The following is a 25,228-nucleotide window of genomic DNA, read 5'->3' as shown; positions in this document are numbered from 1 at the left end:
TCCATACCAGCCAAAATAACCTGCTGCGGCCTCTTAACACCCCGCAAAGCGTATATTTTATATACATCGTTAATGTAAGACCTTAACCGACCTTAAACATGTTACGACAAATTAGCACTGCATTCCTCGTTATCGGATGCACGACCCTCAGTATCCTCACGTCCGGCCAGACGTCCGATTCCTGGAAAATGAAACCTTCCCCGCTGCAAACAAGGTGGGCCAAAGATGTCAAACCATCCAGCGTCCTGCCTGAATATCCCCGCCCCCAAATGGTGCGGTCCGGCTGGGAGAACCTTAACGGCCTCTGGAACTATACCATCACCAGCGCCGCTGAGCAAACACCTCCCACCACCTACAGCAACCAGATACTCGTCCCTTTCCCACTGGAATCTGCCCTTTCTGGTGTCGGCAAAACATTACTGCCCGACCAGCGCCTCTGGTATAAACGGACTTTCAACAAACCAGCCTCCAAAGGAAAAGACAAAACCATACTCCACTTCGGTGCAGTAGACTATAACACCACCGTATTCCTCAACGGAAAAAAAATCGGTGAACATAACGGCGGATATACCGGCTTCAACATCGATATCACCGAACACCTGAAAGATAAAAATAATGAACTGGTAGTGTCTGTACTCGACCCTACCGACCAGGGTGACAACCCCCATGGCAAACAGGTACTGCAACCACGCAATATCCTCTACACCGGCAGCAGCGGCATCTGGCAGACCGTATGGCTTGAAACCGTACCCCCTGTATATATAGCCGACCTGAAAATGGTGCCCCAGATAGATCAGCAACGACTCGATATCCGCGTTAGCACCGATGGTAACGCCAACGGCTATACGGTGGAAGCTATCGCCAGCAGCAAAGGAAACGTCATCGGCAGCATAAAAGGTAAACCCAACACCGACCTTCAACTGTCAGTACCCAATCCTCAACTCTGGTCTCCCAACACCCCCTTCCTTTACGATCTCTCCGTCAGACTGCTCTACAACAATAAAGTAGTTGATACAGTAGCATCCTACTTCGGTATGCGCAAAATAGAAATCAAAAAAGATGAAAACGGCCAGGAACGCATCTTCCTGAACGGTAAATATACCTACAACCTCGGCGTACTCGACCAGGGCTTCTGGCCCGACGGACTCTATGCCGCCCCTACTGACGAAGCACTCAAATTTGATGTCCTCGCAGTGAAGTCCATGGGCTTCAACACCATCCGTAAACACGTAAAAGTAGAGCCTGACCGCTGGTACTATCACTGCGACCGCGAAGGGATCCTCGTATGGCAGGATATGGTCACTTGTCCCAATACTACCGTTGGCGCCAGAAAAAACTTTGAAAAGGAAAATATCGCTACCGTCACCCAACTCTATAACCACCCTTCCATTGTATGCTGGGTACTGTTCAACGAAGGCTGGGCACGTTACGATCAGCAACGACTCACCGAAGCCATGAAACAGATGGACCCCTCCCGTCTGATTGACGGCCACACCGGTGAAAACTACGACCGGGAATCTCCTAAAGATCCCAACGAAAAATGGAAAAGCAGCGACCTCACCGACATTCATGAATATCCAGGCCCTGGTATCTCACCAGCCCTCCCCGGCAAAGCAAGAGTACTCGGTGAATGGGGCGGTGTACAGGTAAGAACACCCAACCACCAATGGAACGCCGCAGATGGATGGGGGTATATCACCAGCACAGCAGCCGGCTTTACCCGCAAATACGAACTCATGAACAAACACCTGAAACTATATGAAGAAGAAGGATTAAGCGGCTCTATCTACACAGAACCCTTTGATGTGGAAACAGAAGAAAACGGTCTCATCTCCTACGACCGCGAGGTAGTTAAAATACCCGTGGCACGGTTAAGACAGATACATGGTGCAATCGTACCTCCTACCAGCGACGTGGCAGCTGCCTTTATCGTAAAAGATATCGATACCACCAACCCCAACAATAACTACGCCGCCCTGCTCGAAGAATACCAGAAAGGCAAAAAAGATCCGGCATTTCTGCAGCAACTGGCACAAATGGCTGCCAGTGTAAATGATAAATCCAATGCGGTTAAAATCGCCAATGATTACATCGCACAGCTGAAAGCTCCTTACACCAACAGCCAGCTGGCATTTATCAATAAATTCACTACCAGCACCCGTGACAAAGGATTTCCACTACTCCTGGCCAATCGTGACCAAATCAACAAGGCACTGGGACAACGCCAGGCAGACAGGAAACTGATGGGCATCATCTTTGGCGAAGAAATTCAGCCATATGTACAGGATGCCGCCGCCAAACCCGACTGGAGCAAAATAGAAGCAAAGACCAAACAATACGGCGCCCCCGGAGAAGAAATATTCCTGCGCGCCAAAACCATTCATCTGCTAAATCAGAAAGACTACGACAACTTTGCTACCACAGCAGACCGATACGTGGGGAAATGTGCAGCATACATTTCAGCCAATGAGCTCAACACCTACGCATGGACCGTGTTTGAAAATCTCTCTGATCCAACTCATCTCAGCAATGCGGCCAACTGGTGTCAGCATCTGCTGAAAGCAGGCGATAATCCGGCCTACATCGACACATATGCCCAGGTGCTCTATAAAGCCGGCAAAAAGGAAGACGCGATCGCCAATGAAGAAAAAGCTGTTCAGCTGGCTCCTTCCGATGAAAAAAAGAACTATCAGGATGTCCTGGATAAAATGAAAAAAGGTGAAAAAACCTGGAAATAAAATGAAACCTGCAGCAGCATATTATGAGATGTCATTACTGGCCGCTGCTCATTTTAACGTCCAGCCCTTTCTGGCGGATTATGTCATGGTACACACGCTTTTCCCGCTGTGTTATGACACCGCCGCACATTATATGGAAAAAGGTGCCCTCAGGAGGTTGTTACTCAACACCCTGGGGCACTTCCGGGTGACAGACGAGCGCAGGCAACTATACCTCAGCTTCGAAAACGGGTATACGCTCGCTCATTTCAACAGCGATATCACCTGGACCGAATTCTTTGCCGGTGGCTCCGTCCCCTTTGAAGGTCCCATCCTGAACAAAATCAGAGCTCAGTATAAAGACTGGGGCCTGTAACCACAATGACCGAAGGGATTGTTTTGATTTATTGATGATTCTCCTGATGAATGAAGTCAATGTTTGCCTTGTTTCTGATAAATGCAAATTATTCTTCGCTCATAAGGGGAATCAAAATAAATCAAAACAATCCCTTCGGTCATCCTGGTTATAGCCATTCCTCCGGCACATCTGCCAGTTCCTGTACAATATTCAGGGTGGGTAAAAAAGTAAAACGCAGCCGCAGGTTGTTGATGGCTGTCAACAGTCGGCGTAACCAGTGAGACGAGCTGGAATCGATGAACTCAAACAATTCCGGATAAAACCGCCGCATGCCCAGCAAATAAAAACCCCCATGCTGTGCAGGACCTATGACCACCTCATTCCGTTTCAGGATGGCAAAAGCTTCATTCAGCAGCTCCGGGGAAAGATGCGGGCAGTCCATACCAATCATCACTACTTCCTGATAGCCCGTCGCGAACGCCAGGTTAAAGGCAAGGGACATAGACTCTCCGGGGTTATGAGCCAGCCGGGGAAAAATGATATATTCTTCCCATAGTCCGAAATCACTTTTATCTTCCAGCACCACATATTTATCCATAGTAGTATAGGATGCTATTTCCTGTGTGTGAATCAGCAAATGGTGAAATATCTCGCGTGTTTTAAAATCACCTACAGTGGCTTTGAGCCGGGTATTAGCCACAGTGGATTCCTTGTCTCTCGCAAGAACGATCAGTGCCTGGTTGAACTCTATCATATGGGCCAGGATTTTTTAGAGGTTAGCGTACCAACAATCTACGCGTTTTGGAGGGTAAAGGTTGTCTGATGATTGTTAATAAAAGCATTTAGCATTCATTATTTTTGTTAATCTTTCCAGGATAACTTCTTATTAACCCGTCTGCTATCTCCCTATTAAAATCCGGTAAAAACAGTAAATTGTCCGATATTTGTTACCCTATTTCAACTTTTTATGAAAGTTTGCATTGCAGAAAAACCAAGTGTGGCCAGAGATATAGCAGAAATAATCGGTGCGAAGCAACGCAAGGATGGCTACTACGAAGGCAATGGCTACCAGGTAACCTGGACTTTCGGCCATTTTTGTACACTGAAGGAACCACACGACTATTATGAACAATGGAAGTTCTGGCGGTTGGAAGACCTCCCCATGATCCCTCCCAGCTTTGGCATCAAACTCATCGAGAATGAGGGTGTACAGAAACAGTTCAAAGTCATAGAAGGACTGATACAACAATGTGACGAAGTGATCAACTGCGGGGATGCCGGGCAGGAAGGAGAGCTTATACAACGATGGGTGCTGCTCAAAGCCAAATGCGCCGCCCCTGTAAAAAGACTGTGGATATCTTCTCTCACGGAAGAGGCTATACGTAATGGATTTCAGCAACTCAAGGATGCAGACCAGTACAACAATCTATATGCTGCCGGCAGCGCCCGCGCCATCGGCGACTGGCTCCTGGGCATGAACGCCACCCGCCTGTTCACCAAAAAATTTGGTATGGGCAAGGCTGTATTGTCTATCGGCAGGGTACAAACCCCTACCCTGGCTATGATCGTGGCCAGACAGAAAGAAATCAATGCTTTTGTGTCGGAAGATTACTGGGAGTTAAAAACCCTGTATCGTGATGTAGAGTTCACAGCTGCCATAGATCGTCTCGGCAGTGTGGAAAAAGCACAGAAGGGGCTGGACTATCTGCAGCAACATCCGTTTGAAGTCACCTCCTTTGAGAAAAAAGATGGTAAAGAAGGTAATCCCCGCCTCTTTGACCTCACCTCCCTGCAGGTGGCCGCCAATAAGAAGTACGCCTACTCCGCCGATGATACGCTGAAATATGTACAGAATCTTTATGAGAAAAAACTGGTCACCTACCCCCGCGTAGATACTACCTACCTCTCAGAAGACCTGCATCCCAAAGTGGCTGGCATCTTACAGGACATGACACCGTACGCGGCCCTCACTGCCCCCGTATTGGCCAACCCCATCCCTAAACTGAAAACCGTTTTTGACGATAAGAAAGTAACAGATCACCATGCCATCATTCCCACCGGTGTACATCCCGGCGGCCTGGGGCTGGATGAAAAAAGAATATATGATCTCATTGCACGCCGCTTCATCGCTGCGTTTTACCCGGAATGTAAAATTTCCAACACCACCGTACTGGGAAAAGTAGGCCAGGTACCTTTTAAAGTAACAGGCAAACAAATCATCGAACCAGGCTGGAAGGAAGTATATGCCAATGATACCAGCATCAAAAAAGAAGGCGAAGAAGAAGAGAAGTTCATTCCTGATTTTGTAGTTGGCGAAAGCGGGCCACATACACCCCGCATACATCAGGGCAAAACCAGTCCGCCCAAAGCATTTACAGAAGCCAGTCTGCTCAGGGCCATGGAAACAGCCGGCAAACAGGTGGATGACGAAGAAATGCGCGAGCTGCTGAAAGACAACGGTATCGGCCGGCCTTCTACCCGCGCCAATATCATAGAAACCCTGTTCCGCCGCAAATACATCGACAAAAAGAAAAAAAACATCTTTGCCACACAAACGGGCATGGACCTGATTGATACCATTCAATCCGAACTACTCAAAAGCGCCGAGCTCACCGGCCAGTGGGAACGAAAACTTCGGCTTATCGAAAAAGGCGAATATACCATGGACACCTTCAAGGAAGAACTGATCACCATGGTGGTAGAGCTCACCAAAGAAGTAAAGACCGCCAGCTACAAAACCATCACCATCGCACCGGATGCACCACCACCGCCACCGGAAAAACCTAAAAAGGAACGTAAACCCAAAGCAGAGAAGCCACCGGTGGACCTGGCCACCATGCAGTGCCCCAAGTGCAAAGAGCATGCTTTGTTAAAAGGTAACAACGCCTATGGCTGCAGCAACTTCAAAGTATGCGGATTTAAACTGCCTTTTGAAGTGAATGGCAAAAAACTGACTGATAAACAGGTCCACGATCTAGTGACCAAAGGGAAAGCCGGCAAACTAAAGCTGACAGACAGCTTTGAGATCAGCTAAGGTTAGGTTTTGCAAGATGATACACTATAAGGAGGGGTATGATACTTCTCCTGTGAAAGTGTTGCCAGTAGCGGATTTGGAAAGGGAGTAGGAAGTTTTCAATTTTGTGGTGTACTGAACGTTAACCCGAATATGAAATTGATTTTCCTACTACCATTATTATTGTGCTGCCCTGCCCTGCAGGCACAGCAAACGATTGTCACCGGAGGCTTACAGGTAAAAGACTCGCTATCACTGAAAGGACAATGGATCAACACCATTCGTGATAATCCCGCATCACCGGCGGGCAATGACCGGACCGTATCCACTGCTGCTGTAGTGAAGCAGTATATCGACCAGCATAGCACGATCCCACCTGTTACTACTTCTTCAAGAATGGATAGTGTGCTGACGCTGGACGCGAATACCCGACAGCCCATACTGGTACCGGTTGCGCAGGGAGGAGCCGCCAACACCCGCACTCCATTCCTGCAGATAGCTTTTCGCAGCTTTTATGGCATCACCCAGTCTACAGAAGATTCTATCAGAATGGAGATCACCAGCAGCGACAGTATCCGTACCATATTCTATTTCACGCCTACGGAAAATGATATGGACTTCGCTTTTGGCAAACCACCGTTCACCGCTTACATTACCTGGGTAAACAAAGATCCCGACAAAATTTGTTTATTAAAAGCCCAACCATACTGGAAAAACGGATGTAGTACCGGCTTTCTTTTTGACAAGAATGCAAATTACAACGACACGATCATTCTCCGGATGAATAACCTCGCAGGAATGCTCAATCTTTCAGCAACTGTCAATTCCCAGGTAAATAATCCAGGTAAAAAAGTGAATGTAACTGTTCGTAACCTTACCAGCGAAAATCTGGTGACCATACGTGTGATTGGTGCAAAAACACAGCTTGAAGAGGTTTATCACGGTCCTGACGCACAATTCCTGGCTTTCGTTCCATCAGGTACTTCCGGCTCCGTGACTGTATCATTATCCTACCCCATTTCCACACTTAATGGTGAATACCTCAAGTCGGCCCGCCGGAAAAAAATCAAATGTACCTTCTTCCGGAACGGTGTTGCTGAACCTGTAAAATTATTTGAACCGGGCATGCAATTGCCATCTATTCCTATCAGCGAACAGGATACTAATATTTTATTACTCTTAGAAGACATTTAACCCTATTAATTTTTATGAGAACATTTTTGTTAACCTTGATTTCTGCTTTGATGTTGCACATTGCACACGCTCAGATAATAACCGCCAAACGTGTGCAAACAGATTCCTTACGCTTAAAGAATGTATGGGTCAAAGGTGTAATGCAGCATTTATCTGATATTCCGGCAGCCGGTACTACGTTGCCTACTGCAAAAGCGGTGAAGGACTATATTGACAAGTACCACTTTCGTCACACAGCATCTTCTACCAATGCCGACAGTATCCTAACCCTCAACGAGCAAACCCGTGAACTGGCGATGACTCCATACCCTGCAGGCCAGACAGGCGAGGGCAGTTTAGATAGTATCATATCTGCGCGGCCACCACTTGAGATAATCATGTCACCATCCATCCAGAACATACCGGTTGAGGGATTCGATTCCTTGACAGTTATTGCTGTGAGCGCAGACGGAATAAGAAGTGAATTCCGGACCGATCCGAATCAGTTTAGTAAAACAACCATCCCGGGGAAATCGCCATTTGACCTGAAGCTGGCTATTAATAATAGTCATTCAGGATACAGGTATATGATATCGATGCAACAGAATGATGATCTTTTTAAGAATGATAAACATACTAACTATACATTTAGTACCAGGATTTCTTACCAGGACAGCCTGTCGATGATGCTGCCCGGGCTTAGTGGACCTTTTGTAATTAGCTGTAGGCTGGAAAATGATATCATCTATCAGTCCAGACGAAAAATTACAATGGTGAACAAACTCCCTGACGGATGGCTCTCCGTTGTTCCCTATGGACTATATTTGACCTGCGGTCCAAATGATACGCTTATCACTTCGACATCAGGAACAATCGATTCATTTTCCTTTGAGTACCACCCGATGTCCATCCAGCCGGTTGCAGCAAAGTTTACCGTATATATTGCTGATTCCTTTTATTCCGGTCAGTATTTGATGACGCCCGGTCCCTGGAACATTCCACTGCCTCCTGGTAATGGTGATCTTCTTCTTGTTATTGAACCCATGTTCTAATTATCCTCAAATACTACTTTATGAAATTTATTTCGTGCTTAAATATTTTCGTGTTAATGATCCTATTCAGAGGTACTGCTCAAACCCATACGATCAGCAGCAGGCTGATTGTACAGGACTCCCTGCTACTGGGGAATACCTGGCTACGCGGTATCCTGAACAGTAACACTGTTGCCGATGCCGGAGGTAATCTACTGATAACGGATTCCGCGGTATCTTCCTATCTCCGGACCGCGAACACAAAGTTGCATACTGGCAGCGGTACCCGTTCTGATAGCGTACTCACGTTAGTTAACAATCGCCAGGAGTTTGCAATGGTTCCTTTTGGCGGAGTAAAACTTCCGAACCTCAATTACTGGCTTTATGTCAACAAACAATACCTGACTGTACAGGTTGCATCCGATATCACAAAAATGCATGATGTACGTATCCAGGTGTTAAGTGCCGACCGTGTAGTAACCACCATCATTCCAGGTAACGATAAACTACAGGAATTTATAGCTATGGGAAAACCTCCGTTTAACGTTAAGGTCACCGTAAACAATCGTGACTCCGTCAATTTATTACAAGTGTATTGCAGCAACTATAGGAGGGAAACGCTTAGAATGCCAGGAGGACCAACGGTAAATGACTTTGTACCTCCTCTCGGTACCGCCGGCTACCACTTCAGCAACCTTTCCCATATGTTTCATTTAGCCTTGCGGGATTTATCAGATCAGCCCTGGAGTGACCCATATATTCCGGTTACTATCAGAAATAATAGTAAAACAAATTTTCTGGAATTGGGCTATACCAATACAGATACTGAAACTGTATTGCCACCCGGCAGCAGGATCGACAAACCTTCTGTTAACCTATGGTATTATTACTGGGTACAAAAACAAATGATAGACCGGCGAGGAATACCCTATTCAGCATCGCTGTATCCCAATGTAAAGCCTCCCCTTCCTTTTTTGTTCAAAGTATATAAAAACGGACAGCTGTTCCAGCAGTCCACAGAGAATATAGCAGAGCTCCGGTTAGACGATTCCTGGCAGTCTGCTGAAATTGTGGCGGAAGATCTGTAGTTTGAATATTTCCGACGTCCCGTTGTTTTAAACGGGACGTTTCAGTTTTTGTATATTGCTAACCACGCAATTGTTTCTCCAGCTTTGTGACGGCGACTCTCATGTTAATTCCTTTTCCCAGTACGGGTTTGAAGATATCTCCTTCCTTCAGTAGCCGTTCAACCGCATTGTGTATGTTAAAATCTTTCATCTTCATTCCCTTTTTCACTTCTTCCCAATGCAGTGGCATTGACACAGTAGCACCGGGTTTGGGCCGAAGGGAATAAGGAGCCGCCACAGTAGCTTTGGGCCTGTTTTGCAAAAAGTCGATATACATTTTTCGTTTACGCCTGGAGGTAGCTCTTTCAATACTGGTAATATCCGGTATACGGGCATGTACCATGGTAGCAATCACGCGGGCGAATTCCCGGGACTGTTCATAAGTATAAAGGGCGCCGAGCGGAATATAGATATGCAGACCGGCAGAACCCGATGTTTTGCAATAACCGGGAATACCAGCTGCATGCAGGATATCGTGGGTAACACGGGCTGCTTCAATCACCTGGTCGAAGGTTGTCTGGTCAGGATCGAGATCAATAATACACCAGTCGGGATGGTCCGGCTGCTGACGACGGCTGCTCCAGGGGTTGATTTCAATACAGCCCAGCGAAGCCATATACAGTAGCGTGGCCTCATCATCTCCCACCAGGTATTCTTTTTCCCGGTTATCATCATCACTGCGATAAGGAAAGGTAGAAGCCCAGGAAGGTGCTTTGCCGGAAACATCTTTCTGATAGAAGCTGGCACCATGGATGCCGTTGGGAAAACGGTTGAGCGATTGTGGCCTGTCTTTCAGATAAGGTACCATATAGGGTGCTATCGCATAGTAATAGTTGATCATATCCCTTTTAGTGATATGGTCTTCGGGCCAGTATAATTTGCTGAGGTTGGTAAATTTAAGTGCGTGTCCTTTGATAGTACGGACCTGTGTTTCTTCTCCGGGATTGAGCAGGATATCGGTCTTTTTAACATTGGATACCTTTACAGGTTTTTCGGCTACTACCTGTGCAGGAGATTTATCGTTACGCATTCCTTCAAAGGAAGGATGCCGCATCACCCCATCGGGCGTCATTTCACGAAAGCTCACTTCGCAGATCAGCTGTGGTTTTAACCATACCGCTGTAGCTTTAGGTGGATGAGGACGGAAAAGAGAAGCTTTGTTGACATCCGGCTCTGCAGCAAAAGGTGTTTTTTTTATTTCCAGTGGTTTAAAACGTTGCAGCAGTTCCCGTTGCTGTGTAATAGAAAAACCTGTTCCTATTTTGCCGGTATATTGTAGTTTACCTTTTTCGTATACCCCTACCAGTAAGGAGCTGAAAGGTTTGGAGGAACCTTCATTTTTTGTATAGCCACCGATCACTACTTCCTGGCGGGAGCTGGTTTTTATTTTGAGCCATTCTCCGGAGCGGGTACCGGGATAGTAACTGCTATCTGTTTTTTTGGCGATGATACCTTCCAGATTTAGTTTCTGTGCTTGTTTAAAAAAATCGGTGCCTTCAGTAATGAATCCTTCGCTGAAGCGGAGGATGCTGTCATCGACGGGCATCAGCTGTTCCAGCAGTTTTTTTCGTTGCAGCAATGGGAGCATGGTGATGTTTTTACCATTGAGCCACAACATGTCGAAGAGATAATACACGAGGATACCGTCTGCTTCGTTGCGCCAGTTTTGCAGGGCGCTGAAGATGGGCATTCCTTCTTCGTTGATGACAACGATTTCACCGTCTACTACTGCGTTTACCTTCCACTGTTGTAATGCCTGATATACCGGAAAATATTTTTTGTTGAAAGATGCATTGTTGCGCGACCGCAGTTCTACCTCTCCTTTATTGAGGAAGGCGAGTGCCCGATAGCCGTCCCATTTAATTTCGTATAGCCATCCGGGTTTGTCGGTGGCGGTAGTGGCCAGGGTGGCCAGCATGGGGGTGGTGTTTTTAGGCAGGGGCATGGCCTGAGTGGCAGCAGTATGCGGGGCGCGCATGTATAGTTGTTTTTAGGACTTTCTTCTGTTGTATATCAACGCACTAGTAGCCACCAGTGCAATGACGCCTGCCAGGATTACCCAGCGGGAAGCAGGAGGGGATGGTACGTATTCCACACCGTTGATACCTGCTACAGCTGATTCTTTGGAATATCTTCCAAAATGGGGTTTGGCTATTAATTTAAAATGATCTGCCAGCCATTGCAGGCGGTGTTGCATGGTTTTGCCATGGAGTGGGCGGCCATGTCCGGTGGCTACGGTAGACGGTTGCAGTGCGGCGAGTTTTTTCACGCTGGTTTCTGCAGCCACCCAATCGGTGGTAAAATAGCGGGGAGGTCCGGATATATGCCTAGCCTGAGCCAGGGTACAGGTGAGTGCTTCGGCTTTGGTAGTGGCGAAGGCATCGCCTGCCAGCAGCAGCCCGTCTGATTCCCGGTACAAGCTGATATGACCGGGCGTATGGCCGGGCGTTTCTATATAACGCCAACCTTCCAGACCGGGGACTGATTTATCTTCTGGTAGCAATAACAGATGACCATTGAGGTCGATGGGGTCCTGGGGAAAAGTCCATGACATGATGCTGATGAGTCCTCCGCCGGCGTAGGGGTCTGGTGGCGGGTAAGCAGACCTTCCGGTGAGATAGGGTGCTTCCAGATAATGTGCATACACAGGCACTTCCCACTCTCTCAGCAATTTAGGCAAAGCTCCTACATGGTCGAAATGACCATGTGTTAATACGATCGCTGCCGGGGCAAAATGCGGGGCAAACAACTCCTTCGCCAGCCTTTTAATTTTGCGGGCCGACGTGCGCAGCCCGGCATCTACCAATACCCAGGACCGGGTACGGACATTCTGTATCAGATACATGTTCACAAAAACATCCCTGATGCCCCATACACCCGGTGCTACCTGAAACCATCCCTTACCTTTCAGGCTTTGCAATGTGTGCTCCTTTTCCATAGTGTACACTTTTGGAAATCCTTACCACAATTCCCGTTCCCGCCTGAGGCATGAGCCTGTCTTGAAAAACAGTGCAGTCATGTGCATACCAGGTCCTGATGTTTGTTCAGCCATACGGCTACGTAAAAACGCTGCTCAGCCGGCAGCGCGCTCTCTGGCTGGCCGTACAGTTGTTACGCCGTTTTTGCCGGCTATAATCGCTTCCTGGGCCATCTGATAAAAGAGGGAGGTTTCCAGTACTCCCGGAATGGCCTTCAACTGTGGATTTATTTCTGCAACCGGGGGAAATGCGGCAAACCAGATATCTATCAGGAGGTTACCGTTTTCAGTGATGACGGCGCCATCTTTTTTATTGCTGATCCGGAGTTGCGGGCGTGCATCAGGATACAGCCGTTGCAGTTCGCGTTGTACCAGCAACAGGGAAGCCGGTATCAGTTCTATCACTACCGGAACCGTTACCAGCAAACGGTCCACATACTTGGAGCCATCGCCGATCAGTATAAAACGTTGTGCCATGGCAGCTAGCAGTTTCTCCTGGGTATGAATGCCTCCTCCGCTCTTGAGTGCGTTCAATTCTCTGTCAAACTGATCACAGCCATCGAAGTAGATGTCCAGGGTTGAGAGCAATGCGGTATCGGTAACCCAGAAACCCTGTTCCAGCAATAACTGCCGGGTGTTAAAAGAAGATGTCACTACCGTAACACCCTGCTTCAAGGCAGGCATCTCCCCTATCAAACGTACCAGGTGAGCAATGGTGCTTCCGGCACCCAATCCTACAGTATCCCCTTCACGGATATATTTCAGCGCTTCCTTCGCCGCCTCCAGTTTAAAATCAATCGTTTCCATACAAACAGTTATACGATAAAAGTAAAACCAAATTCCTTCATTACCACAGGATAAGTATTAAAAATCATGACAGTGAATAAACACCCGTCTGTTTGGGACTGACAGCCTATAGCAGTTGAAAAAAAGTACTTTTTTTATTCCCGATTTTTTTCTTTCTTGCATATGCAATCGTTTGCATAAATATTCCCTATCTTCCGGACCACTGAAGATATGGTGCACTCATCCATGCACTAACAGGCAGTTTCCGGAGCGATCAAACATCCATCTTTTAAAACATCCACATGAAAAAGCTACTACCACTGTTTTTGCTCTACCTGTTGCCAGCATTGTTATCAGCAGGCCAGACAACTGTTAACTCCTTGTCTGCTCTGCAATCAGCGATCGACAACGCCCAACCCGGTGCTGTCATCATCCTGGCCAACGGCGTATACAACGCCACCACCGACATTACCATCAAACAAAAAGGTACTGCTGCCAAACCTATCACCATCACCACTCAATCCACTGGCAGTGCGGAAATCAGCGGCAACGGCGGCTTCAACATCGTTAGCCCCGCTCAATACATCGTCATCCGCGGATTTAAGTTCACCCACAAAGCCAGCAAAGCCAAAACAGCCAGTGGCACCAGCTTCTGCCGGTTTACCCGCAATATCTTCGAAACACCGGGCGACGGTGAAAACCTTACCATCGCCGGCAGCGACCATCAGATTGACTACAACACCTTTCAACATAAAAATGCAATGGGCCGCTTCCTCGCCATCCGCGGCTCCGGCAGCCAGATAGCGGAAAGACTGTGGATACACCACAACTATTTCCTCGATCAGCAACATCAGGCAGGCAACGGCATTGAAACACTGCAGTTCGGACTGAGCGGCTTCAGCCTCTCTTCCAGCAACAGTATTGTGGAATACAATCTTTTTGAACAATGCAACGGAGAAAATGAAATGATCTCTGTAAAATCATCTGCAGTAGTACTACGCTATAATACCATCCGTGACTGTCCCGCGCAGTTTACCCTGCGGCATGGCAATCGTTGCCAGGTATATGGCAACTACTTCGTGAACACGCCCGGCATTCGTATCTTCGGCGACGATCATGTTATCCACAGCAACTATTTTGAAAACTGCGATCCGGCCATCACTATCGGCAACGGTGACGGAGAAGTAGCCGACGGCGCGCCACTCACCTGCCACGACCGGCCCGACCGCACCATGATCGTATTCAACACCCTCGTCAACAACGTTAGCAATATCACCCAACCCGGACGCACCAACGGACTAGGCGCCACCGCCACCACTGTTGCCGCCAACATCGTTCAGGGAGGCGGTACCGCCGCTCAGATTGCAGGGCCCTACCCCAACCCTGTCTGGAAAAACAATATGCTGAATAACGCCAGCGCCGGCGCCATTCCTTCCAGCGGCTATGTAACCAACAATCCAATGCTCTCCCGCAATAGCAGCGGCACCTACCATATTCAGGCCGGAAGCCCTGCTGTCGGTATGATCACTACATCTTATCCGGGTGTGCAAACAGACATGGATGGACAACCCCGCAGCACTCCGCTGGATGCGGGCGCAGACCAGGTGTCTACTGCTCCTGTAAAGACTGTCATCCTCAGTCCTGCTATGGTTGGGCATAATGCACCATGAGTATAAACGCATAAAAGAAAAGGCCGGAATGATGAATCATTCCGGCCTTTTCTTTTATAAATTACAATATCAGTATCCAAAAGTATAACTTCCCCAGAAACTCTGCCAGTCTGCTTTCTCGCCGGTAGGATCAGCTACCATGTGTACACTGCTGATCATCCAGCGGCCGGCTCTTTCCAGCGGGAAAGATACCTCCCCAGCCTCATTACTTCTGATTTTGCTGACGGTAGTTTTTCCGTTCTTTACCTGCCAGGCCAGTACCAATGCATTTTTCACCGGTTGATTATCAAACAGCACTTTAAAGGTAACTGCGTCTCCATTCCTGATCGCATAAGGATTGACAGCCGGGATCAGTTCTATCCGCATACCAGTATTGCGTGCATAGGTATCATCCTGCCCTTCTCCCACCTGAAACAGCGTCTTGGCACAACGCTGAAAAAACTCACGGCCAGGTTTCTCTGTAAGTTCATGTTGCTCCCGCCATTCCTTTACATTGTTCAATCCTTCTTCCACCAGGTATTCATTAAATTTCTTCGCATCCAAACCAATGTATTTCCCGGTATTGCTGAATGCCAGCATATGATTCCCGGCCGTGGAAAACGCCATCGTCAACGATGATTTTTTCTTCCCTGTCAATGGCTGTTGTACTACCTCTTCCTTTCCTGCTGCAAAATGTTTGAATTGCAATACCTGATAACGACGACCATCAGAGCGTTCGCCCTTATAGTTCTCTCCCACCATAATATTCACCCTTGCCGGCTCATTCACTTTCAGCATAAACTTCGCCGGTTGCAGCCAGAACTCATGACTAAAGGCAATAATGCTGCTCCCAAGTATAACAACGGCTAAAACAATTTTTTTCATATCTACAGTATTATAACGTTAACGCCTATCCTGAAATTAATCGGTTCACCCAGGGAGGCAACCGTTGTCCGTGAAAGTCCGCCATTAAAATAACGGGCATTAGTCAGATTATTGAGATTAAAACGAAAGCTGTAGCGGCTGATATCGTAACTCAGCGCAGCATCCAGCACCGCAGCTTCCGGAATGATAAAGTCCTGCGTCTTCATATTCCCTACCTGATCACTGACATACCGGCCACCAGCGGCCAGCCCCAGCCCTTTCACACAAGTACGGGCAAAGGTGTATTTTGCCCATATATTGCCATTATGACGGGGAGCGTTCATATACCGGTCACCATCCTTGCCGATGGTACTGTTGCTGACGAGTACATGATCATTGTAAGCATATCCTGCGATGATATTCAGATTTTTCAGATTTCCCTGCAGGGTGAATTCAGCGCCGCGGCTCCGGGTTCCCGGCACTACAGTCTGCTGCCTCGGGCTTTCCTGGGTAGGTGCGGGTGCCAGCACATTGCGGTAATCTATCTGATACAGTGCTACCATGGCAGACAGGCGGTTATCTAACAAATCTCCTTTGAAGCCAACCTCATACTGCCTGGCTGTTTTGGGTGGGAAAGGGCCTCCACGGCTACCCGCGTTGGATAACTGCGGATTAAAGGATGTAGTATAACTTGCATATACAGACATATTGGTGGTGGGCATAAACACTACGCCTATACGAGGAACCCATGCACTGGCATTGGAGGTATCACCCTGCAGATCGTCTTTCGCGGATAAGGGCGTTTGTAACAGATGATAGTCGTCATACCTAACAGACAGCAGTACTTTTAACTGTTTCAGCAAACTGATCTGGTCCTGGACATAAGCTCCCAGCAGGCGATTGGTTTGTTTATTGTCATCGTAATAATCATTAGCCGGATCTGGTGCAGGCACATCATTACGATCGTCAGGATGGAAAATATTGATACGAGTACCTACTGCATCGCGGTAAAGATTTTTAGACCACCCATAGTGGTTAAAATCGATCCCTCCCAGGATATGATGCTGTAGTGCACCCGTTTTCAGACGATAGTTGACATAAGCGGTAGTCTGATAACTGAACTGATCATAATCCCAGGTTTGGTAGGTACGATCAATAGCGTCGTTGGTAATATCTCCTTTTACAAAATGGTCTGCAAATTCCAGCTGGCTGCGGACGTAACGTTGCACCACGGCCAATGACAGACGGTCACTAAAACGGTGATCAAAGGTAAGCGTGGCGGCCGTATTGATATTATGGCCGTAATCATCCGGGCTTTGCACCGTCAGGTTATTTGGATAAAAGTTGAAATCATAGCTACCATCATCCCGCTTCTTCACAAAAGTGCCCCTGTCGTATGTCTGGACGGCATTGGTACGGCTGTGGTTCAGTTCCAGATGAAGATTGGTGGCTGATGAGAAAAGATAAGTCAGCGATGGGGCTAGAAAAATATTTTCCGCAAACTGGTTATCACGGAAGCTATTGCGACGGTCGTATCCGCCGATAGCACGATACAACAGTTTTTTATTTTTCGATAGCGGACCGGTGGCATCTATCGCAGTCCTTACATAGTTCCAGCTTCCCCAGGCAATATCTGCACTCACTTGTTTTTCGGCCTGTGGTTTTTTAGTGATGATATTAATCAGTCCACCCGGAGAACCTTCACTGAATAACACAGAAGCTGGTCCACGCAGCACCTCCACCCGATCTACATTGTATAACAGGGGAGCCTGGTTCCACAAATACAGGTTACCACGGACACCATTATACGTAATAAAATTTCCGTCAAACGGATTATATCCGGTAAAACCGCGCATACTGAAAGCGCCCATGCTATTGTTGGCCTTTACGCCAGTGAGCACCGGTGTCAGATCATTGAGTGTATATGCCTGTCTGTCTCTGATCACCGCTTGTCCGGCCACCTGTACCGATTGCGGCACTTCCAGCGGAGCCATTGGCATACGGGTAGATAAAGCAGAGATATCCTGTTTGTAGGCATTTTGTTTTCCTGCCACTACGATTTCCTGTAATTCGCGCCGGTGGCGCAGCGTATCGGAATGAGTTGCATGTTGCGCCATTACTGCGCACGGCAGTATAGCGATCATTATTGTAATTGATCTTCTCTTAAAACACATGATAAAATAAGGGCCTGCTACAGCACAATTGAAAGCACAAACCTAGGAAATTAATTTTAATGTTAACAGCGCAGGCCCATTACAACAGGCATTTTACAGACGTTTGACAGCCTCCATACAGGCCCTGGCACTGTGATAGGGGCATTTCCACAAACCAGCTTTATCTTCCTGCATGATGGAATCATCTTCATGAACACCCCAGAACCATTCACCATGGGAACGATCACGGAGTTTGTTTTCTATGAATCGCCAGGAGTCACTGGCACGTTGCAGATAGTTACCAGCGGGTTGCAACTGCCAGGCATTCAGGAATCCTACTATCGCTTCTGCCTGTGGCCACCAATGTTTTTCAGGCAACGTATTCCGTTCTGTTGGCTCATATTCATGCCATAAACCACCATCGCGGTCCAGCCCCTCCTGTGTGGCCAGCGCCATTTTCAGCGCCATCGCCTTGCAGGTGGTTATCAGCTCCTCGTCCTGTATAATAGTAGCCGCTTCCAGCAGCAGCCAGCTGGCTTCTATATCATGACCATAAGAAACGAGGTTACCTTTCACCTGCCATTGTTCTGAGAAAAAGAGATGCAGATGACCACTTCTTTTATCGATGATCTTATCGCAGAACAAACGGAGCAGATCATGGATATTCTTTTTCAGCGTGCTTTCCGGCCAGATGGTATACAGGTTGGTATATGCTTCCAGCACATGCAGATGGGTATTCATCGTCTTTTTTTCATTTGCGTCCTTTTCGCTGAGGCGCTGGTCTGCCAGTGGTTTCCATTCGCGGGTAAATGCTTCAAAGTAGCCGCCGTACTGCGGATCATAACTATGTTGTTGTAAACTGTTGTACAACTTTACGGCAATATTTCTCGCCTGTTCTTCTTTTGTGACCTTATAATATTCACTATAAGCATAGATGGCAAAAGCGATGGCATACACCTGCTTTTTTGTTTCCAGCGGTTGCCCTTTATAATCCACGGTCCAGTAAACACCGCCATGGGCCGTATCCAGGAAATGGTTTCTGAAATAGTCCTGTGCACGGCGGGCCATGGTCAGGCAAGAAAGATCACGGGTAAGGTTATACGCTGCAGAGAAAGTCCAGAGGATACGGGCATTGAGCACGGCTCCTTTAGGAGCCAATACATCCGGTATGCTGGCATTGTTCAACCTGCCATAAAAACCACCATGCTGTTCATCTTTTGTATGCTTCATCCAATAGTGAAGAATATGGAATAACTCACTATGAAGCGCTTGTTTTAATTCCTGTTGCATATCAGTTAATTTGTTTTTTGCGGGCCGCTAGTTCGAGGGTAATAGCAGCTATACGGTTTTCGGATAATGGATACAAAGCAATAAAAAGAATGGAGAGCAGCGAACCTGCTGCTGGCAGGAAACTCAGCATCAGTACAATACCCTGGCGGGTAGAATGTTCCTGTATGCTGTTGGCCTGGAAACCGAAACAAGCCAGCAGCCAGCCGGTGAGCGCGCCACCGATGGTCCAGCCGAATTTCTGTGCCATGGAAGAAGAAGAGAAAATAAGACCTGTAGCACGACGATTGTTTTTCCATTCAGAATAATCTGCAATGTCTGCATACATAGACCACAACAATGGAAAGATAATACCGGCACATATACTGATGATAAACTGAAACAGATATATCAGTACCAGCTGTTCCTTATCCAGCCAGTAAAACAGCATACTGAACAACGAAGCCAGGACCATAGCATACAGGTAGGTGCTTTTTTTGCCGATGCGATTACCCACCGGAGAGGCAAGCATTACTCCCAGCATATTGGCACTCTGACCAACCAGCAGGTATAACATGGAATAGGAGACTTTGGTACCTGCCAGCAGAAAAGCGGTATCCTGTTGTATGTAATATTTAAAGTAGTATAAGGTAGCTCCATCACGGATGGAATTAAAAAGAAGCGCCGCTACGCCTGCTCCCAAAAGTATCCACCAGGGCCTGTTTCCCCAGAGGTCCTTCAGATCATCTTTCAGAGAGGTACTTTGTTGCTGTATAGGCTGCACTCTCTCCTTCACTCCAACAAAACAAAGTAAAAACAGCAGTACACAAATCAGGGCAATCACCGCAACACCCATCTGCCAGCCTCTTTGCAAATTAGCCGGCTGCAGACTTCCTCCGCTGAAAGCGGATACCAACGGCTCTATAAGCGTCACCGCCAGCAGGCTTCCACCAAATGCAAACGACATGCGGAAAGAAGCCAGCGTATTTCTCTCCTTAGCATTCGCAGACATCACTCCCAGTAAGGATGCATAAGGTACGTTGATGAGAGAATAGACCATCATCATGGCCGAGTAGGTAATATAGGCGTATATCAGTTTACCGGAAGTACCATAACCAGGTGTTGTAAAAGTGAGTACACCGATGATACCAAAAGGGGCTGCCATATAGAGTATATAAGGCCGGAATTTCCCCCATCGGGACTGCGTTCTGTCAGCCATAGTACCCACTACCGGATCAAAAAAAGTGTCCCATATACGTGTAACCAGCAACATGGTACCAGCAGCTGCGGCTGTAATACCCATCACATCTGTGTAAAAAAAGAGGAGGTACATGCCGAAGAGCTTCCAGAACATAGAAGATGCCATGTCTCCAAAACCGTAACCGATTTTTTCCCTGAGTGTTATGTAATTATGCATACGTGGAATTAGCCCGGCAGTTGGCAGCCAGCAATACTATCCACACAATGTACAGATTATTTTTTTATCTGGCTTCTTCTTCTGTTGTCTTCAACTCATACCTCACCGCATGATGCATGGTACGGATAGGTTGTCCGATATGAGAAGACCATTCATTGGTAAAAGCAGCCCCGAAATAAAAAATGATGGAAGAATAAAACATAAAGAGCAGCAACAGTACCGTAGAGGCGGAAGCACCATAGAGCGTATTGATACTACTGTAGGTGAGCATTACTTTCAGTACAATTTTTCCGATGGTAAAAAGGATACCAGTCACCAGTGCGCCCACCAGTCCTGGTTTGAGCCGTGGCCGTCCATCCGGGATAAAGTAAAACACCAGATAAAACCAGATGGTCACCAGCGCTACCGACATCACGTAGTTGAGCGTGCTGTTATAATATGCATCCAGGGCCGGCAGATAAGCGCTGATGTATTTTCCCAGAAAAGCCTGGGCTGCTTCTGCCACTACATCTATCAAAAATAATATTCCCGCAAAAACAATCACCAGCACACCCCGTAACCGTGATAACATGATCTGTCTGAAATCAGCACTATGCACCGGTCTTATCCTCCACAACTCATTGATAGATCCTTTGATAATTTTAAACAGCGTGGTGGCCACAAACAGCAGAAACAGAAATCCGGCGATGCCGATCACCCAGTTTTGTGCGATGCTCCGGAAGGCCCGCAGCGTTTGTACAATCGCTTCGGCTGTTTCAATACCAAACATCGATTCCAGCTGCATGGATAGTCTCCTTCCCGGATGGTTCATCCGGAAGATCAGGCGCAACAACTGTATCAGAATAACGAGGATAGCCGGAAGGGCGAAAGTGGTAAAAAAGGCGGTGGCTCCCGCCAGGCGTAGGGGATCGTTAGCCTGTAAAGACTTATAGGCGTCTTTAAAGGATAGCAGGAAGAGCTGCCAGTGTGGCAACTTTTGTTTTGTTGTAGAATGACTCATGTTTGAATATTCGCCGCTTAATGCTTAATTTCGCCAACATTGCAAATATAAAGCATAAAATATCAGCATAACAGGCAACAGGTTAGCAGCTAATATCAAATCTGATGCACCAGTAACCATATGAATGCGACTGTCCAAATACCAACTGCGGAGTTAAGGGAAGCAATCGATTACTACTGGTATCACGAAACAGACCAGCTGCAACAGACTTCCTATAATATTCCATTCCTGCATCAGGAACTGGTTTTCAACTTCGGTGATGCTTTTACGGTGACTAATCAGCATCAGAAAATGTTTGGCTACGACACAGCAGGAAGTATATCCGGTATTTTTTCGGGGCCTGTTATAACAAGGGTAAGCGGGCAGTACAAGGCGATCGGTATTATCTTCAAGCCTTTCGGACTATACCGGCTGTTTGGCTTTTCTGCCGCACAGTTCAGGGATGGCCTGATACAAACAGATCAGCTGTGGGATAACAAAACCGCTGATCTTATACACCAGCTGGAACAACAACCTTCTCCCATACAAAAGCTGCAGACGCTGGAACGGTTTCTGCTGGCCCATGCACGGCCGCAACAAGTGCCTTCCATTATTACCGACACCCGCCTGCACACCTCACTGGAAAAAGGACATATCCGGTCATTACAATATGCGCAGCAGGTATCTGCCAAAAAATATATACAACAGTTTCATCATACTGTGGGCAGCACTCCCAAAAGATATGCACAGCTGCATCTTATCAACGCATCGCTGGCACAAATTGCCCAACAGCCCGATCTGTCACTGACTGAAGTGGCGTATGAACATGGGTTTTATGATCAGGCGCATTTTATACGCGTATTCAAATCCTTCGCGGGCATTACACCACTACAATACAAAAAAGCCGTACAGGCAGGAAAAGTGTCCACTACTTTTCCAAATACTATTCTTCATCATTAATGAAAAGACCTCGCCCCCGCCAACTGGCCAGCACTACCATAAGTATGCCTTTAATTGCTTAAGTTGCATAGGAAATTCTTCTGAATACCAATCGGAAAATTTTGTACAATTTTTCTTCTCTGCATTCTTTCACCTTTGTAAAAAAGAAATATATATGCGGAAACTGATTGTATACATTGCCGTAAGCCTCGATGGATATATTGCTGCTGAAGATGGCGGGATAGACTGGCTCAATGGATACCCCAATCCTGAAAACAATGATTATGGTTATGCCAGATTCTTTGCTACCGTAGACACCACGCTGATGGGCTATAAAACCTATCAGGACGTGTTACGCCTTGCAGATACTTTTCCTTATCCTGATACCACCAATTATGTATTCAGCCGCAGTCCGAAACCGGAGGCTCCTTACGTCACTTTCACAAATGGAGACAATATTCCGGGACTGATTCAGCGACTGAAAGCGCAGGATGGTAAAAACATCTGGCTGGTAGGTGGTGGTGAACTGAACACTGCTTTCCTGCAACATGACCTGATTGATGAAATGATCATTCATACGATCCCGGTAGTACTGGGTAGCGGAAGACCATTGTTTGCAGGTACTGTGCAAAAAACATTTAAGGTAAAGGATATCAAACTGTATGATACCGGCGTGGTGGAAACCCGCTACGAACGATAATTGTATATCTATTATATTTCTATCATCCCCATCATGGTTTTATCACATCCATCACAGTCGGAAATGCAACAACCCTCACCTTGGTACAGCCGTAAGGAACCAGGGTAATGGTTGTTTCCTGATCGGTGGTTTTTCCTTTGTAGACGCCTTCCCTGCTGGTGACCGGCTGCGGAGCCACATCATCCACCATTTGCCAGGCTGGTAGCTGTTTGGCGGTAGTGGTAATGCTCAACGGCGCATGTTCCAGGTTCCATACAAAACCAGCCGTGACAGGCTTTTCTTTGTTGACGGTAAAATATTGTACTGGTGCTTTCACCGCTTTTTCAAGCAGACCATAATTCCACGGACCTTCGGGGAATATGCTGTAATAAGGGCCTTCACGCTCATCCACTGCTTGTACCCAACGTTCCTTTAACTTCAACGCATATACGAGCGGGCCTCTTTCCACAGCCCTGGAGTTACGGCCCCAGCTGGATATCCGCACTTCCATAGGCAACTGCAGTGTAAGATGGTCGTTGTTTTTCCAGCTGCGGTGCAGGGTAATCACCTGTCCTCCTTTTTCTTTTTGCAGTGGTTGCCCATTGAGGGTGATAACGGCCTCACTGCACCAGGCTGGAATACGCAGCTGTAAAGGAAATTCAGCAACACCTGCTGTTTGAATAATAAAACTGATCTGATCATCGAAAGGATAATCTGTTAGTTCCCGGATGATGACAGGCGTCTGTTGTTTTCCCACCTTTGCCTTTACTTCACAGGGGCTGTAAGTGAGCGCAGCCAGGCCGTTGCCAGCCGTACCGTACCAGAGGTGTGAAGTAAACTTGGTCCATCCCTGATGCATATTGGCGGTACAACAGGTATATCCGCTGCGTAATCCAAACACGTTGTTCATCTCCCTCTCAAAAGGCAGCGAAAAATTAAACACTCCTTTTTTCACCTGTACCTGGTTGGCGATCTGGAAATACTGTTTGTTGTTGTAGTCGTCTGTAGTTTGTGCAGGAAGCGCGTTAAACGTCATTCTCTCCAGTGCATCCATATAACGGATATCTCCTGTGATACTGATAATTTCTTCCAGCGAAAACATAGATTCCACGATCGCACATAGTTCGGTCCCCTGCGTAGGTGCGTTACCGTGAAGATCTTCATCAGCAGAGAAGATGCCCATGGGCAGGCCGTGCAGCGTCATCAGGTCATGGAAGCCGGTATACAGGGAGTCCAGGTATTTTTTACTGCCGGAACGCTGGTAGTTGATGGCAGGATCTTTTAGCGCCATGCCTACATTTACGCCATGGCGGCGCATCCAGTGGTCATCATTTTGCTGGGTGGCTGCATCTATCACCCAGCTGCGGTTGCCAAGCCAGGTAGTCCATGGATAACTTTGCTGATGCAGGAGGCTGGCCAGTTCCAGCAGGAACGGCTCTTTGGTGTTGTTATAGAGCCATTGCACGACGAGCACATTATCTGCGCCCCGGGAGGTAGCCCATTCTGTCCAGTGGCCTACCGGGCATTTTTTCAGTACCTGTAACTGATACTTAAAATAGCGTGTCATAAAGGGCACCACACGGGCATCACCGGTGGCGGTATAGTACTGCTGCAGCACTTTGAGCATCACCATTTTGGGCCACCAGTCTTCACCATCCTGCGGATTACTAACGGTAATGGATATATTTTTCTCCCGTTCGGCGTGGGTAATGGGGCCGAAGTATCCGGAAGGACGCTGATGGTCCAATGTCCAGTTGATATACTTCAATACTTTACGGGTAAGGGTTTCGTCCTGCAGGAGATAAGCCAGTGGTACAGCACCATCCAGCCAGTACGGTGTTTCTTCCCAGCCGTCGCCCTGGCCGCCGAGCCAGCCGTTGTCTTTTTTTATTTTATCGTGTATTTCATCCAGGTGCCCGGTACTGCCATCACGCATCAGTTGCAGCTGATGTAGCAGCCATCCGGTGGGTTTTACAGCTCCCAGTGGTAATTCATGATACACCGGCGGCGTAAAAACGGAAGGAACCGGCGAATGAACATTCGCCGGGGTAAAACCAACTATAATGGATATTAACGCCAGTAAACGTAAGTATCGCATGG

The 25,228-nt window shown here is 47.4% G+C and carries 19 protein-coding genes; 9 read left to right on the top strand and 10 right to left on the bottom strand.

What is annotated here, in order from left to right:
* Nucleotides 1-98 precede the first annotated feature (98 nt).
* Both DF182_RS20350 and DF182_RS20345 read left to right on the top strand, forming a co-directional pair.
* A complete protein-coding gene (locus DF182_RS20350; RefSeq protein ID WP_113617647.1) occupies nucleotides 99-2,738 on the top strand; it encodes a sugar-binding domain-containing protein in 2,640 nt (879 codons plus the stop codon).
* A gap of 1 nt (nucleotide 2,739) precedes the next feature.
* Nucleotides 2,740-3,093 (top strand): hypothetical protein, encoded by a 354-nt coding sequence (locus DF182_RS20345; RefSeq protein ID WP_113617646.1) that lies wholly within the window; start codon nucleotides 2,740-2,742, stop codon nucleotides 3,091-3,093.
* A 148-nt stretch (nucleotides 3,094-3,241) separates the two neighbouring features.
* On the opposite strand, the gene DF182_RS20340 is transcribed toward DF182_RS20345, so the two are convergent.
* Complete coding sequence (locus tag DF182_RS20340; protein ID WP_113617645.1) at nucleotides 3,242-3,829, bottom strand: TIGR04282 family arsenosugar biosynthesis glycosyltransferase; 588 nt, start codon at nucleotides 3,827-3,829, stop codon at nucleotides 3,242-3,244.
* A gap of 213 nt (nucleotides 3,830-4,042) precedes the next feature.
* Here DF182_RS20340 and DF182_RS20335 point away from each other — a divergent pair, with 213 nt between their 5' ends.
* The 4 genes from DF182_RS20335 (at nucleotide 4,043) to DF182_RS20320 (ending at nucleotide 9,380) form a co-directional block, all read left to right on the top strand.
* Nucleotides 4,043-6,109, top strand: a complete 2,067-nt coding sequence (locus DF182_RS20335) for a type IA DNA topoisomerase (protein ID WP_113617644.1) — start codon at nucleotides 4,043-4,045, stop codon at nucleotides 6,107-6,109.
* Between the two features lie 132 nt (nucleotides 6,110-6,241).
* Nucleotides 6,242-7,282, top strand: a complete 1,041-nt coding sequence (locus DF182_RS20330) for a hypothetical protein (RefSeq protein WP_147243490.1) — start codon at nucleotides 6,242-6,244, stop codon at nucleotides 7,280-7,282.
* A 14-nt stretch (nucleotides 7,283-7,296) separates the two neighbouring features.
* Entirely contained in the window at nucleotides 7,297-8,313 is a 1,017-nt protein-coding gene (locus DF182_RS20325) for a hypothetical protein (RefSeq protein WP_147243489.1), read from the top strand.
* A gap of 56 nt (nucleotides 8,314-8,369) precedes the next feature.
* Nucleotides 8,370-9,380, top strand: a complete 1,011-nt coding sequence (locus tag DF182_RS20320; protein WP_113617641.1) for a hypothetical protein — start codon at nucleotides 8,370-8,372, stop codon at nucleotides 9,378-9,380.
* A gap of 58 nt (nucleotides 9,381-9,438) precedes the next feature.
* Here DF182_RS20320 and ligD read toward each other — a convergent pair whose 3' ends face one another.
* From ligD to rpiA, 3 genes are all read right to left on the bottom strand, one after another.
* Entirely contained in the window at nucleotides 9,439-11,397 is a 1,959-nt protein-coding gene (gene ligD, locus DF182_RS20315) for a DNA ligase D (RefSeq protein WP_245957503.1), read from the bottom strand.
* A 12-nt stretch (nucleotides 11,398-11,409) separates the two neighbouring features.
* On the bottom strand, nucleotides 11,410-12,357 hold the full coding sequence (locus DF182_RS20310) for an MBL fold metallo-hydrolase (protein ID WP_113617640.1): 948 nt from the start codon (nucleotides 12,355-12,357) through the stop codon (nucleotides 11,410-11,412).
* A gap of 135 nt (nucleotides 12,358-12,492) precedes the next feature.
* Nucleotides 12,493-13,203 (bottom strand): ribose 5-phosphate isomerase A, encoded by a 711-nt coding sequence (gene rpiA / locus DF182_RS20305; protein WP_113617639.1) that lies wholly within the window; start codon nucleotides 13,201-13,203, stop codon nucleotides 12,493-12,495.
* 281 nt (nucleotides 13,204-13,484) lie between these two features.
* On the opposite strand from rpiA, the gene DF182_RS20300 reads away from it, so the two are divergent.
* The gene (locus DF182_RS20300) at nucleotides 13,485-14,852 is read left to right on the top strand and encodes a polysaccharide lyase 6 family protein (protein WP_113617638.1); all 1,368 of its coding nucleotides are present in this window, start codon (nucleotides 13,485-13,487) and stop codon (nucleotides 14,850-14,852) included.
* A 69-nt stretch (nucleotides 14,853-14,921) separates the two neighbouring features.
* On the opposite strand, the gene DF182_RS20295 is transcribed toward DF182_RS20300, so the two are convergent.
* From DF182_RS20295 to DF182_RS20275, 5 genes are all read right to left on the bottom strand, one after another.
* Complete coding sequence (locus DF182_RS20295) at nucleotides 14,922-15,716, bottom strand: DUF4198 domain-containing protein (protein ID WP_113617637.1); 795 nt, start codon at nucleotides 15,714-15,716, stop codon at nucleotides 14,922-14,924.
* A gap of 2 nt (nucleotides 15,717-15,718) precedes the next feature.
* Nucleotides 15,719-17,812, bottom strand: a complete 2,094-nt coding sequence (locus DF182_RS20290; protein WP_211327169.1) for a TonB-dependent siderophore receptor — start codon at nucleotides 17,810-17,812, stop codon at nucleotides 15,719-15,721.
* Between the two features lie 150 nt (nucleotides 17,813-17,962).
* A complete protein-coding gene (locus DF182_RS20285) occupies nucleotides 17,963-19,138 on the bottom strand; it encodes an AGE family epimerase/isomerase (RefSeq protein WP_113617636.1) in 1,176 nt (391 codons plus the stop codon).
* 1 nt (nucleotide 19,139) lies between these two features.
* Nucleotides 19,140-20,531 carry an MFS transporter gene (locus DF182_RS20280; protein WP_113617635.1) on the bottom strand — a complete coding sequence of 464 codons (1,392 nt, stop codon included), beginning with the start codon at nucleotides 20,529-20,531 and terminating at the stop codon, nucleotides 19,140-19,142.
* A gap of 64 nt (nucleotides 20,532-20,595) precedes the next feature.
* Nucleotides 20,596-21,531 carry a YihY/virulence factor BrkB family protein gene (locus tag DF182_RS20275; RefSeq protein ID WP_113617634.1) on the bottom strand — a complete coding sequence of 312 codons (936 nt, stop codon included), beginning with the start codon at nucleotides 21,529-21,531 and terminating at the stop codon, nucleotides 20,596-20,598.
* A 120-nt stretch (nucleotides 21,532-21,651) separates the two neighbouring features.
* On the opposite strand from DF182_RS20275, the gene DF182_RS20270 reads away from it, so the two are divergent.
* Both DF182_RS20270 and DF182_RS20265 read left to right on the top strand, forming a co-directional pair.
* The gene (locus DF182_RS20270; protein ID WP_113617633.1) at nucleotides 21,652-22,470 is read left to right on the top strand and encodes a helix-turn-helix domain-containing protein; all 819 of its coding nucleotides are present in this window, start codon (nucleotides 21,652-21,654) and stop codon (nucleotides 22,468-22,470) included.
* A gap of 154 nt (nucleotides 22,471-22,624) precedes the next feature.
* Entirely contained in the window at nucleotides 22,625-23,149 is a 525-nt protein-coding gene (locus DF182_RS20265) for a dihydrofolate reductase family protein (protein ID WP_113617632.1), read from the top strand.
* A 31-nt stretch (nucleotides 23,150-23,180) separates the two neighbouring features.
* On the opposite strand, the gene DF182_RS20260 is transcribed toward DF182_RS20265, so the two are convergent.
* The gene (locus DF182_RS20260) at nucleotides 23,181-25,226 is read right to left on the bottom strand and encodes a beta-L-arabinofuranosidase domain-containing protein (protein WP_113617631.1); all 2,046 of its coding nucleotides are present in this window, start codon (nucleotides 25,224-25,226) and stop codon (nucleotides 23,181-23,183) included.
* Nucleotides 25,227-25,228 lie beyond the last annotated feature (2 nt).

The sequence above is a fragment of the Chitinophaga flava genome, from assembly GCF_003308995.1.
GTDB lineage: Bacteria > Bacteroidota > Bacteroidia > Chitinophagales > Chitinophagaceae > Chitinophaga > Chitinophaga flava.
The sequence above is the reverse complement of the archived record's forward strand: the minus strand, read 5'-3'. Positions and strand labels throughout refer to the sequence as shown.